This is a genomic window from bacterium, from assembly GCA_030652805.1.
In the GTDB taxonomy this organism is placed as follows: Bacteria; JAHJDO01; JAHJDO01; order JAHJDO01; family JAHJDO01; genus JAHJDO01.
In genome coordinates, this window is sequence record JAUSPT010000055.1 from 26,936 (window position 1) to 40,401 (window position 13,466).

The 13,466-nt window shown below is 36.2% G+C and carries 13 protein-coding genes; all 13 read right to left on the bottom strand.

The annotated features are described in order from the left end of the window. Positions 1–94: 94 nt before the first annotated feature. The 13 genes from Q7J67_06185 to Q7J67_06245 all read right to left on the bottom strand — a co-directional run bounded on the left by Q7J67_06185 (position 95) and on the right by Q7J67_06245 (position 13,420). Positions 95–1,150: a hypothetical protein gene (locus tag Q7J67_06185; protein MDO9464868.1), complete on the bottom strand. Its 1,056-nt coding sequence runs from the start codon at positions 1,148–1,150 to the stop codon at positions 95–97. A 142-nt stretch (positions 1,151–1,292) separates the two neighbouring features. After that, positions 1,293–2,456 carry a PIN domain-containing protein gene (locus tag Q7J67_06190; GenBank protein MDO9464869.1) on the bottom strand — a complete coding sequence of 388 codons (1,164 nt, stop codon included), beginning with the start codon at positions 2,454–2,456 and terminating at the stop codon, positions 1,293–1,295. 151 nt (positions 2,457–2,607) lie between these two features. Then, positions 2,608–3,981, bottom strand: coding sequence for a CCA tRNA nucleotidyltransferase (locus tag Q7J67_06195; GenBank protein ID MDO9464870.1), 1,374 nt, complete (start codon positions 3,979–3,981; stop codon positions 2,608–2,610). Further along, entirely contained in the window at positions 3,981–5,081 is a 1,101-nt protein-coding gene (locus Q7J67_06200; protein MDO9464871.1) for an AsmA-like C-terminal domain-containing protein, read from the bottom strand. Before Q7J67_06200 ends, Q7J67_06195 begins: the two co-directional genes overlap by 1 nt. Before the next feature lie 19 nt (positions 5,082–5,100). Beyond that, positions 5,101–5,820, bottom strand: coding sequence for a polysaccharide deacetylase family protein (locus tag Q7J67_06205; protein MDO9464872.1), 720 nt, complete (start codon positions 5,818–5,820; stop codon positions 5,101–5,103). Positions 5,821–5,823: 3 nt separating this feature from the next. Continuing rightward, complete coding sequence (locus Q7J67_06210; protein ID MDO9464873.1) at positions 5,824–6,897, bottom strand: glycosyltransferase family 4 protein; 1,074 nt, start codon at positions 6,895–6,897, stop codon at positions 5,824–5,826. Then, a complete protein-coding gene (locus tag Q7J67_06215; GenBank protein ID MDO9464874.1) occupies positions 6,881–8,092 on the bottom strand; it encodes an O-antigen ligase family protein in 1,212 nt (403 codons plus the stop codon). Before Q7J67_06215 ends, Q7J67_06210 begins: the two co-directional genes overlap by 17 nt. Positions 8,093–8,094: 2 nt before the next feature. Beyond that, positions 8,095–9,117 (bottom strand): lipopolysaccharide heptosyltransferase II, encoded by a 1,023-nt coding sequence (gene waaF / locus Q7J67_06220; GenBank protein MDO9464875.1) that lies wholly within the window; start codon positions 9,115–9,117, stop codon positions 8,095–8,097. A 3-nt stretch (positions 9,118–9,120) separates the two neighbouring features. Continuing rightward, positions 9,121–9,630, bottom strand: a complete 510-nt coding sequence (locus Q7J67_06225) for a type II secretion system protein (GenBank protein ID MDO9464876.1) — start codon at positions 9,628–9,630, stop codon at positions 9,121–9,123. A gap of 141 nt (positions 9,631–9,771) precedes the next feature. Further along, on the bottom strand, positions 9,772–10,473 hold the full coding sequence (locus tag Q7J67_06230; protein ID MDO9464877.1) for a hypothetical protein: 702 nt from the start codon (positions 10,471–10,473) through the stop codon (positions 9,772–9,774). Beyond that, the gene (thiL, locus tag Q7J67_06235; protein ID MDO9464878.1) at positions 10,451–11,395 is read right to left on the bottom strand and encodes a thiamine-phosphate kinase; all 945 of its coding nucleotides are present in this window, start codon (positions 11,393–11,395) and stop codon (positions 10,451–10,453) included. Before thiL ends, Q7J67_06230 begins: the two co-directional genes overlap by 23 nt. Continuing rightward, entirely contained in the window at positions 11,382–12,641 is a 1,260-nt protein-coding gene (thiC, locus tag Q7J67_06240) for a phosphomethylpyrimidine synthase ThiC (protein ID MDO9464879.1), read from the bottom strand. The genes thiL and thiC overlap by 14 nt, the downstream gene beginning before the upstream one ends. After that, complete coding sequence (locus Q7J67_06245; GenBank protein ID MDO9464880.1) at positions 12,638–13,420, bottom strand: sulfide-dependent adenosine diphosphate thiazole synthase; 783 nt, start codon at positions 13,418–13,420, stop codon at positions 12,638–12,640. The genes thiC and Q7J67_06245 overlap by 4 nt, the downstream gene beginning before the upstream one ends. Between the last annotated feature and the right edge of the window lie 46 nt (positions 13,421–13,466).

The window sequence follows — 13,466 nt, forward strand, 5'->3', positions numbered from 1 at the left end:
GGGTGAAGCAATCTCATCTTTTGGAACTGTCTTGTTGTTCCATATTTGAGACTCCTCGCAATATCATTCGTTCTTCTTTGTGCTAACTTGTATTTCATTGCCTACTCGCCCATAGCCAAAGAGCAGGTAAAGCAAAGAATAAACCAATTTGTTTTAGTAAAAGCAAAATTAATCCAAATTGACCCATTTCTATACCTGCCGATGGTGTAACAAGAGGAACGTTTCCAACAAGTCCAAACATACGAAACGTTCTCTTTTCATAAGTTTTCTTAATATAATCGACAAATGTATAACTTTTGGATATAGGTTCTTTTTTTACCTTTGTGATTTCTTTTCCAATATTACCACGATTAAACTTATCTACCAATGTGTTTACTTCGTTGATACTTACTTGATAGCGACTGTCTAATTTCTGTGCGCTTTTAACATCTGCATTGTGCTTGGGTATTAAACTATTATACTGCAAAACAAGGTTTTTGTGCTCTTGTTGGTCTACAGTAAGTCCCGATTTCGCCTTCTCTTCCGTCTGATTAATTGTTGACTTAATTCTTTGAAGCTTATTGGAAGAACGTTCAATTGAAGAATGGAGGCTATGGAGTGTGTCTTCCATTTGTTTTATTTTAGACTGGCCCTGTTTTAGCTCTAGCGGGGCTATTCGCGAGACATAATTAACTGTTATAGTTCCCGTAGAATAAACAATGTATTGACTCAGCCAGAATGTAAAAAGAGCAATTGAGCCCGATATCAGAATAAGAAGCAACATAGGATAATTTATTTCTCTTGTCCTTAAAAAAGCCAAAGTAGCGACAAATCCAGTATTTGCTATTAACCCCAGTGCTATGGCTCCGACAGGAATAATAAAGAAGAGATAAAAGCCGGTTATATCATAGAAGCGATTCAAATATGCTATCAAGAGTCCACATAAGGCTCCTCCAATTAATAACAGAGGAAATCCTAAACTTTTTTTAAGTAATAAATGTGGTGAATAACAAAATATATACTTACACTTTGAGCATGTAACTTTTAAATTACCTTTATTTGTAGGGACCCTTATTCTTTGCTTACAACCAACACATTTTATGATTGTTTCATAATTGTCAAACCATCTTCCCATAAAAGATTCTACAAAAGCCGATTTATACCCCATCATAAAATTCTCATTTTATTAAAAAAACTCTCAAAAATAGAAATAAAACTCATAACTTACATCTTCTATTATTGAGTGTCTCGATAGCTTCTATTATGCCATGAATGCTATTCATGTTTTTTAGATAATTTTGAAACAAATTCTTTCATACTTCTTTTAAATTCCAAATTTTTTTATCTTCTTCCGAAGGATGGAAAAGTGAATTTTCTGTCATTCTCACACCTATGTATTGCAAATCACTAAATCTTGCCGTATTAGACACTCTTGCTCTCCATTCCACTTCAAATCTTAAGACTAATATCTTATATTGAGCAAAACCAAGTTCAGTAAGACTTTGCTTAATATATTGCTCAACGTAAGCTATATTACTTGACCATCTATAAGATTTATTTGTGTCTGAGTCTATAAATTGAGCATTTGAGATCCAAAAAGTTCCTTGACTTACCTTGTTCCACTTTTCAGGAGAAGATGAAAGCAAGGCTAGAGTTAATGGACTCTCAGAGGGCTTTTCTGAAAGTCTAACCTTCGTGAAATATTCATCGTACTTTTCTACTATTTTCCTTCGGATATTTTCTTTATGATATAAGCAATCCTCTCTTTTTTGAGTAAAAAACTTATGTGTTGCTTTCTTCATAATTGATTTAATAAATTTATCCTCTAAATGTTTTCTGATTAGTTTTAGATATGATTCAAAATCTTCGTAATCCTCATAAACTGTTATCTTCGTGATGTCTCTGAACTCTCGTTCTGCTGTATCTCTTAATAACTTATCTTTACATATGAAAACAATAGGGTAATTCTTTATGGCGGTCTCTAAGTAGCTCCGTATTGTTTCAAGTATCATTGAGTCACGAAAACCTTTTTCTGCTTTTTTGGGATCATTGTCGAATGGAGGCAACCTCCAAATTGCCCGATTAACTATGTCTTTCCAATCAATATTGTCAAGAGGCGTTGGAAGTATTTCTCCGCCCTTTTTCTCTAACCATATCTTAAAATTATTTTTTAAAGAGCTTTTTATTCTCTCTTTCGTCAATCTGTAGGAATAATTTTTTTTAGTTAGCTCATTTATTTTGGCAAAATGGCCTGAAATTGTTTTTAACGCAGAGACCCCATGACTAAATTGTTGGTATAAAATCTCCCCCACAACTACTTCTGGCAATTTTAACTCAAACTGAAAATCCACAATGTACTTATTCCAAAATGTATCAAAATACGGACTAGTTAGTTCGCACTCATTTTTTGCTCGAAGAATATTTGTATCTAAAATCACGACATGTGTGTCTGAAAATTCTTTTTTTACCATGGCCATAATTTATTCATCTAACTCATTTACATCCGAATTGTCTTTGTAAAAATCTGTCCGCATTATAACAAAACCCAACTATTATACGAAGTCATCTAAAACGAGATTGCTTCAGCTGCGCTTCGCAATGACGGTGATTGATTATGAGCATGAACATTTATTTCTTGCCAGAAATTTCAGATGCGAATGCCTTCTTAATGTATTCAAAGTATATCTCTTTATTCTCACTATTCTCTGGTAGGGTCTCGCTTGTAATAGCTTCCAGTATCTTATTTTTCATTTTTCCTATTAGAGGTGATGGGGAAAGATTAAATTTATCCATTAACTCATCTCCGGTGATTGGAAATTTGGATTCTTTTGCTGAAATCAGCTTCTCACATCTCCCCTCAAGTTCAGATAATTCTTGCAGCTTCCTGGCAACTCTCTCCTTCTTGTATGATGTTATATCTGCCTTAGAAATACTGAGAATATCTGAGAGCTTATCCCCCATCTTGGTTGCAAACCGTCTCACTGCAGTGTCTGTCCATAGAGAAGTATAAAGATTTGCTCGCATATGCTTCCTGATTAAAAAGCATATGTGCTTGCGATCCTGATTGGAGAATCTGAGTCTTGTAAGGATTCCCCATGCCATCTTAGCGCCTAAATCTTCATGTCTATAAAAATGCACATTTTTCTCGCCTATTGTTCTTACGTATGGTTTCGCTATGTCGTGAAGCAGTGCAGTCCATCTGATTTTCTCATCTAAAGGGCAATTTTTAACAACTTTTACTGTATGCATCCATACGTCCTTATGATGAAGCTGGCTATCTTCATGCAGGTTCTTCAGAGGAACAAGTTCTGGTATGAAGTAGTTAATCACTTCGTTTTTCATCAAATTTTCCAGCGCTAGTTCCAAATGATTGCCAAGTAATAGCTTAGTCATTTCATCTCTTATTCTTTCACTCGAGAGGTTCAGCAGTCTGTAAGCGTTCTTTTTTAAGGATGAGCGAGTCTTCTCTTCAATCTCAAATCCTAATTGAGATTGGAACCTTAATGCTCTTAGAATTCTCAGAGAATCATCTGCAAATGCAGTGTCTGGATTCTTAGGTGTTCTGATTAATTTTTGCTCTAAATCTTCCCTTCCTTTAAAAGGATCAATTATTTTTGAGTCAGAGCCTATCGCTATCGTATTTATTGTAAAATCCCTGCGCTCTAAGTCCTCCATTATATTGCTTCCAAAATCCACATCCGGTTTTCTGCTAATACCTCTGTATATCTCTTTTTTCCTGAATGTTGTAATATGCAATTCAACTTTGTCTATGAATGCGCCGACTGTTCCAAAATTTATGCCGACAGGATATGTTTTTATCCTGCTATTTCGTAGAATTTTGATAATTTCGGAAGGTGTTGCAGAGGTAGCAAAATCGTAATCATTGAGAGGTTTTTCCATTAACAGATCGCGCACTGAGCCCCCAACAAGATATACGGATTTCCCTGCCTGGCTGAAGATTCTAAAAATACTCTGTATTATTCTATTTTCTATTTTTAGCATTACTTTGTCTTTATATATTCCATAATAGGAGTCATCATCTTTAACGGCAAATTTAACAACCGCTGAAATAATCCTAATGTCATGTCTTCCAGTAATTCATGCGGAACCACTGTTGCCTTTAAATGTCCGCCTTTACTTCTTTTTAATCTGACATAGAAAGCAAGTAAGTTCCCATCCTCTCCTGTTATAATATAACCCAAAATTGGTATTTTATTCAACACCTCATCAACAATCTGCATCAGCTCAATTCCAAAAATCATATCTGTTGACTCTTTAACCATATCAATATCGCCTTTGCCTGAAATTCTCATTCTCTCGCCGTCAATATATAGACTTTCTACATTAATTACTCCAGAATTTATTACTGCTTTAGCCGTGGCTGTACTATATTTTATTCCCTCCTCATCCATTTTAGGCAGTCTTAATTTTATTACATCATACATATTAATAAGAGTGAACATTCTAACGAATATATGTTGTTTAGTTAAATATCCATTATTTAATATTATATCTAAATTTCCGTTCAGGTTCTTTTTTATTTCATCAATAGACTTGCCGCGGCTTCTTATATTACCTTCGCAGTCCAGAGTTCCGCTAAATGCAAGATTTTTAATGCCGAACTTTGCAGCCAGTTTTTGGATATTAGCATTTTTTATTTTATATATTGAATCAAATTCAATGCCATATGGGGGAAAAAAATTAAGTTTGCCTGAAAGCTCAGCTTCCCCCTCTGCTAGTCTTAATTTTACCCTATGGATATGCAGTATCCTGTCTTTTATATAGAGTGGCAGATGTGGCGTAACGATTTTTATGTCATCATATATGCCCTTTTCTATTTCAAAGCTTGTCATGTTATTCTCCAAGATAACTTTACCTGTAAAATCAATAGGAATGGCAGGGGTTGAATTTTTGATTGAGACATTTGCAGAGTGAAGATCAAATCCTATCTGTACTCTCTCAACATGAACTCTATTCTGCGAAATTTTATTAACAGCTCTCTTAATATACAAGCTTCCGATTACTCCAATCAGTCTGTAACATATAAATAGGCTAATGAAGATAGAAAATACAATATAAAGAGCTTTCTTAAATTTGGGCATTTCGATTCTCTCTAGCGGTTTATTTATTTATGTACTTAAGCATAATAGAAAAAACAAATTTCAGCATATTTGTATTTTCCTTTACAGGTATTCTTCGCAGCTCAAATATGGTCTCAGTTGTATGATTCATACCTCTTTTTGTTGCACATGCTCCTTTGTACCCGGCTTGAGCAAGAAAATTTTTTGTATTTTCATTGTAATCACCGTATGGATAGCAAAAGTATTTTACCGGCTGGGACAGATTTTCTTCAATAATTTGTTTTGATTTTGTTATTTCGTCCCATGCATCCTCATCTGTTAATCCAGTCATACGTTTGTGTGTACATGAATGAGACCCGAAACTAAATCCAAATGCCATCATCTTCTTTGCATTTTCCCATGACATAAATTTCTCGGGAACCTTTTCTTTGCTTTCATCAAAAGCCATAGTTTTGCCAATTACATCTGTTGTTAAGAAAACCGTACCTGTAAATCCCAGATTTTTCATAATGGGAAATGCGTATGTATAATTGTCAAGATAGCCATCATCAAAGGTTATTACAACAGGTTTTTGAGGAAACTCTTTATTTCTTTTAGTGCTCGCAATGACCTCATCAAGGGAAACGGTCATGTAGTTCCATTTTTTAAGAAGATTCATCTGTTTTTCAAAATCCTCCGGCCTTACGTACAGGCATTGTTCTGTGGCTTTAGAATTGGGATAATTAATTTTATGATAGAAAAGGATTGGTATTCTACTCATAGGTTATTCCTCCATGCTATTATTATTCCAGAATTTGTTTTTTAATATTTCTGCAAGTTTTTCTCCAGCAACACGTATGGAGTATTTTTCTTCAACAGTTTTTCTTCCGTTTATAGCTATTTGCTCCTTAAGTTGGTTGTTCTCAATTAAAACTCTGAGTTTAGTTTCCCATTCATCAGAGGTTCTTGCCAGAAGTCCGTCTTTTTCATCTTCTATAAAATACTTGTTTTCACCTACATCGCTGCATACAGCAGCAATACCTGCGGACATATACTCCAGGGCTTTAAGCCCGCATTTCCCCTTATTCCATTCATTGTCCAGCAAAGGATACACCCCTATATCAAATGTTGTCAATTCAGATGCTATCTCATCGGGTTCCATCCAATCAATCATCTCAACTTTTAAATGCTCACATTTCTTGTAAGCTTCCTTTAGTTTATGGCAATCTTTGGTGCCTATTATTTTAAACATTATATTATGGGTTCTTGCAAGTGATATTAACGGTTTCTTCAACATTATGAGATCATCCTGATATGTTTTTCCGTCGCCAACCCATCCTATTTTAAATTTAGCTCTTTTCTCTGGGCGCGCAGGCTTAAATTTATCTGTATCAATAGCTGTTGGTACAATGTAAACATTATCATTATACTTTTGAGCATACTCAGCCAGAAAGTGACTTCCAACAATAACAACATCCGAAATCTTTAACATGCGGTCTGTGCGCTGCTTACGTCTCAAGAATATTGAATCATCAAAATCAAAAACTACATTTATATTAAACAGTTTTTTATATACCCATAGAAACCTTATAAAGTCTGACTGATAAACAGTTCTTTGAGCATAAATAATAGTATTTTTACGACTTTGGCTTAATTCCCCTATGGTCTTCCTTGCTTCTCTGTATCGTTCAATGCATATGTTTTTTTTGAGTATTGAGCGGGGAGGCATTATGGAAGTAAAAAATCCATGCTTTTTCAATTCCCTGGCATAAAACACACATCTATATCTCGTGCTTGGTATGTTGTAATTGCCCTTTGGGAAAAATACAATTCTGTTAGGCTTATCTTTCTTTTTCATTAATTCCTATACCCATGGACATAGCCATATACAACCAAAACATAAGCCCTATTCTATCTTCGTAAAAGTATCCGGAAATACTGCAAGCTAAAAACCCAATAACTGTCAGAAGAATTGTGAATAATATGTCCTTTTTAAAATAGTCTTCTGTATGTACGTACGACTTGTAAGCACATTTTGCATATCTTGCTAAAAGATACATAAAGGCTAGAAGTCCCACTATTCCGGTCTCTATAAGGATCTGCAAATAGAGATTGTGCGCATCTGATTGCTGGAAATTGCCATGAGGATCAGTAAGATAGAATTTATATTCTGGATGTAGATACATTTTTCTGAATATATTTGGACCGTATCCCACACCTAGAACAGGATGTTTTTTTATAATCTGAAGACTATTATGCCATAATGTTAAGCGGCCAGATAAAGCTCGGTTAATACCTTCTTTAACCTCAAATGTAAATTTTATTCTTTCAGTAACCGGGCCACAAAAAATGGCCAAAAGCAGTAATGCTGCTAAAAATGCTGTTAACATCTTCTTGCTTTTTTTGAACAATAGCATCAAAAGAGTACCAAATAGTATTACCCATGGCCCGCGAGTGAAAGTTAACACTAATAATATACCTGTTAAGAGGGCAGATAAAACTAGACCAAGTTTTATATATTTGTTTTTAGTATGGAAAAACACTATTAGAATTAAAGGGATAACAAGTATACAGTACATTGCTGAACGGCTATAACTGCCAAAGGCGCCTGTAGCTCTTCCATACTCTGTTAATGTGCTATTAAAATAGCCACATATGCCATATATAGAAAAGACGCATGCTGAAATAGCTAACATGTATACTATTTTCAGCATCTGTTTTTTGGTCTTTATATTATTTATTACAATAAAAAACAGGATGATTTGTTTAAGGAACTGGGACCTGAATTCATAGAAACTATATGAAGGAGCTATTGAGCCAACGGAAGCCAGGATAATAACAATTCCCCAATACATGATAGGGAGATTCAGAGGTGTTTTTATAAAACGCGCATCAGGAACACATCTTAGCTTCACTATCCATGCAATGAGAGGGATAAGAAGAGCCGTTGATTCAATAGATGCAGTATGCTTAAACGGCAGAATAAAAACTAAAAGGAGTATGCTGTACTCAATAATTCTGTTACATATAGTAGATATTTTTGAGCTGTTCATTTTTATTTCGTCACGAGTAGTTTCATACACGCTTCAAATACTTCGTCAACGGATATATTCTTCATGCAATCAATTCTATCACATTTCCTCTTCCAGCATGAGGCACATGGTATATCTTTCTGAATAATAATATTCTTTGTTCCATACGGGCCATTTCTTTTAGGGTCCGACGGACCGTACAGGCCAACAACAGGAACTTCTAATGCAGCTGCAAGATGAGTAGGGCCTGTGTCAGAGCCAACAAAAAGATCACAGCTCTTAATTATTGCTGCAAGTTGTTTTATAGTGGATTGAGGCATTATTGCAATTCTGTTGTTCTCGTTGCTTTTAATGTTTTCTATTAAACCTTTTTCTTGAGGGCCCCATGAGATAATTACCTTTGCATTAGCATTGCTATTAGCACTGCTATCTTTTGTTAATTTATCTGCAAGACGCGGAAAGTTTTCAGCTGGCCAGCGCTTTGTTGGCCATCCGGCGCCAGGATTCAACATAATGATTTTATCCCTCTTTGGAACTAGTTTCTCTGATGTAAAAAAATCTTTCGCAAATCTTAAATCCTGCGCGGATATAGGAATTTTAAAATCATATATATATTCAGATATGCCCAGTGGTTCAAGTAAGCTTAGATTTTTATCCACTACATGAACAGCTTTTTGAGGCGGAGTTACTTTATGATTGTAGAATATATGACTCAATTCGCGACTGTTAATCTTACTGAAGCCGATCCTGCGGCTTGCCTTACTGAAATAAGCTAAAATTCCGCTTCTGAATAATCCCTGAAGGTCCAGCGCTACATCAAACTTCTTTTTGCGCAGTATGTTGATTAATTGTAAAAAACTGTTGTTATCAAAGGGAATGACATCTGTTAGATCAGGATTCTCTGCTAATAAACCAGAGAATTTGTTTTTAACAATCCATGCGATTTCTGCTTTAGGATAGTGTTTTCTCAATGTTGCAAGTACCGGCAGAGCGTGAATAATATCACCCATTGAGGAGGGTTTGATGATTAAGATTTTTCTCCCCAATCTTTACGGCCCCTGTAAATATATATTCCCTGCGTTTGTTTCATTCTTTGCAGAGTATTCGGTTTTAAGAAGATCACCACTGGGATTCACAAAATCACTATAAGCTGAACCCTCAGGGACTTTGTCCGGTCCAACACTAAAAAGCACCCATGCTGTTGCTGTATCATAGGTTGCATCCACTTCATCGTTACAATAATACTTATAATAACTACTGGAATCAAAAGGGTCTGTTGGAACACTGCTCATATAGGATTTTGTATCCTCTGTTAACTTATTTAATCCCTTATTAGCTGTAACTCTCATATTTGTCGGATAAGTTGAATAATCCGCGTAGTACTGCTCTATAGAAACCCTGATATTCAGCATTTCAGCCTTAGCCTTTGCAACCCTTGCCCTTATCCGCGCCTTTGATAAAGCTGGAAGCAGCATGCCTGCAAGCAGAGCTATTATTGCAATTACAGCAAGCATCTCAACAAGTGTAAAACCCGTTCTTTTGCGAAAAAACTTTATCATATCAATCACCTCCATTAATTACATTTTAATATACCAAATAGTTAGGTTGAATTTCAAGGCAAATCAATTTGAGAACATCCCCTAATTTCGCCTCAGGCGAAACCGTCCCCCTTTGAAGGGGGATTCAGGGGGATGTAAAAACTATTTCGGAATGTGATAAATAGGAATGGTGGTATTTCCCTCTGATTTAACAACAATTCCTCCAAGCTGAGAGGAAAATATTCTTTTTATGTTTTGATCTGGTTTGCTTTTATCTATTACTTCTCTCAAGACAAAATCTGCATTCTTGATCGGTTTCCAATCCTCATCAAAATTCTTGAACGTATAAATATCAAACCTCCTGAACGCAAAATTCTTCCCCATGGAAGTTTTTCTATCCCTGTGTTTTTCTACAAGGACTTTTGCAGTATTGATATTTCCCTGAAACATTATCACTTTTTTTGAATCGAAAAAGTCTTTTTCCTCTTCTATTTTCTTACTGATTGCTCTTTTCTCAAATAAGCTCAAAGAAACTCCATCTCCCTCCACTCTAAGATTCACTCCCTCAATAATTAGATCATGTGTTACTACAGAAATATCATATGTTCCTGAATGGATGTTTTCTATAGAGAATCTGCCTGTAGTTTTGTCGAAATCGGCTTTGTATCTATTTTTCTTGCCGTCTTTGTTAAAAGGCCCTGTTGCTCTAACCAATGCATAGATACTGACTACTTTTTCTTTTGGCTCTATTGTACCTGATATTGAGCCTGTAGTTTGTGCGAAACTAGTTCTAATTAACAATAAGGACAGCAAAATAGAAACAGGAATTATTTTAAATGGATTATTGCTTTTTGAAATGGTCATATCCAAACTTCGTGAGTTTTGTTAGTCTATTGTCTTTTTTCAGATAAATACCCTTACCCTTAGTAATTTCGCCGACACAGTAGCCGTATGCTTTTTTGCTTCTTTCTTTTGAAACAGTATAAACAAGCTCAAAATCCTCTCCTCCATAAAGAGCAAAATCCAAAGCGCTTTCCCCGCAAGCCTGAGCAGCCATATAAGTCTGCTTATCTATGGGAACTTTATCTGCATATATAATAGCTCCGCATTTGCTCTGCTCGGAGATATTTCTGAGCTCAGAGGCAAGCCCGTCACTTATATCCTCCATTGCATTGGCATAGCCTGCAATCTCCCACGATACATCCAGCCTTGATTGAGGGGTAGTGTGGCATCTTTTAGTCACTTTAAATCCATTTATTCCTTTTCTAAAGAGATGCAAGCCTGCTGTTGATGCGCCAAGAAGTCCTGTTACAAATATGAGGTCACCCGACTTTGCATCTTTTCTCATACAAAGATGCTTTTTATCTGTTTCACCTATCAAAGTTATAGTAATAACATTCGCATTTCCGTGTGTAGTGTCGCCTCCTATTATATCGACATTATGCTTTTTGCACCTATTTCTCATCCCCTTGTATATTTCCTCAACCATATGCATTGTTGAATCAGATTTTAATACAAGAGAAACCAATACATACAAAGGCACACCTCCCATTGCAGCAATATCGGAAAAATTACTTTCAATGGCTTTTATGCCAATCTGCTCAGGCGTAAAATAGGAAAAAGAAAAATGATCATGTTCAACAATAGTGTCCGTTGTTAATAAAAGAAACTTGTTACCATATTTTATTACAGCAGCATCATCTCCTATGCCGCAGATTACTTCCTTTCTTACTGCGCGAGCAGCAATATGTTTTATTAACTCAAACTCTCCGCTAAGCTTTGTCACGTTGCCAGTCCTTCATTACACAAAACTCTCCACACATTGTGCACTCTTCATCTTTACCTATTCTGCTGTGTTTTCTATATTCCCTTGCTTTTTCAGGATCTATTGAAAGAGCTATCATGCCTTCCCAATCCAGTTTCTTCCTGCTTACAGACATTCTCCTATCCCAGTCCAAAGCTTTTTTATGTCCCCTTGCCACATCCGCTGCATGCGCAGCTATCTTTGTGGCAATTACACCTTCTTTTACATCGGCTTCTGTCGGCAGGCTCAAGTGTTCTGCAGGAGTAACATAACATAAAAAAGATGCTCCATAATATGCAGCAAGGGTTCCTCCTATTGCGCATGTTATATGATCGTATCCCGGCGCAATATCTGTTACAAGCGGGCCAAGAACATAAAACGGCGCATTCTTGCAATATTTTTTCTGAAGCTTTATGTTCTTCTCAATCTGATTCAATGGAATATGTCCGGGCCCTTCTATCATTGCCTGAACCCCTCTATTCCGAGCTCTTTCAGCTAATATACCGAGATTCTTAAGTTCTTTTATCTGTGCTTTATCTGTTGCATCTGCAATGCATCCAGGCCTCAGGCCATCCCCAAGACTCAGAGTCATATCATATTCTTTTGCTATGTCCATGACCTCATCATAATACTCAAATAACGGATTTTCCCTGCCGTGATACTGCATCCATCTCATTATAAAAGTTCCTCCTCTGGACACAACACCGGTTATTCTGTTTTTCAACAGAGGAATGCAATCTCTTGTGAATCCGCAGTGAACAGTTATAAAATCAACCCCCTGCTCACCGTGTATTCGAATTGTATTTAATATATCTTCTTTGCTTATCCTAGCAATATGCTTTTTTTCTACCATTACCTGATAAACAGGGACAGTTCCCACTGGTACGCTTGATTCTTTAATAATTGTCCTGCGTATCTTATTCAGATCGCCTCCTGTGCTTAAATCCATGACTGCATCAGCACCAGACTTAATTGCAACACGGAGTTTTTTCAACTCCTTTTTAATATCTGCATCCTTTGGAGACGTACCTATATTTGCATTTATCTTTACCATTAAACCAGATCCAATACCTATTGGAGAAAATTTATGCTTTTTGCTTTTAGGAATAACTATTTCTCCTGCAGCAATTCTTTGAACTAATCTATTTGCGTCTATTCCTTCTTTTTTAGCTACTATTTTTATATCTTTTGTAATGATACGCTTCTTTGCCGCCTCAAGTAATGTCATACGTTTCCCCTTAGTTTCTTAATTATCATCTCTGATGCTTTTTTACCAGATAGCAGCATTCCTCCAAAAATGGGCCCCATTCTGGGTCCTCCAAATGCCGCATTTGCTGCCATGCCAACCACAAATAATCCGGGATATATCTCCTTTGTATTCTTTATTGTATCCTTTTCCGCTTTATCTGCATTCATGGGCATTTCTCCCATTATTTTACCTGTCTTTGTTCCTAACTTTACACGGGCTTTTTTCTCAAGCACGGTCAATACTTCAAGAGGATGCCCTGTTGCCTCTATGGCATATTTGCTTTTAACAGTTAAAGGATCAACATGCAGGTTGGCAATATCTACAGGAGACCAGTTAATGACAAATCCTTTTACAGCATTGTCAACAATCACAGTATCCTCTACAGATATACAGTTAAATATTTTTACACCTGCAGACATTGCTTTTGCCAGAAGCTTTGATGTTGCTTCAACTGAATCAGCTACGTAATAATTCTTTTGATATTCTTTATATGAAATATCAAACTCATCAAGCACCCCTAACGCGTTTGCCTGCACAACGATCTGGTTAAACATCATACCTCCTCCCCACATACCTCCGCCGGGTGAGAGCTTTCTTTCGAATATTGCGACATGCAATCCTTTCCTTGCCATATAATAGGAAGCTACTATGCCTGCAGGTCCTGCGCCAGCAACTGCAACGTCAAGATTCAGGCAATCTATAAGTTTCTTATTGTATGTTTCCAGTATAGCTTTTGATATTATTGTTTCATCCAGCATTTTTCTACCCTCCATAAAAAAATCTGTTCCGTTCAGGAACAGATTT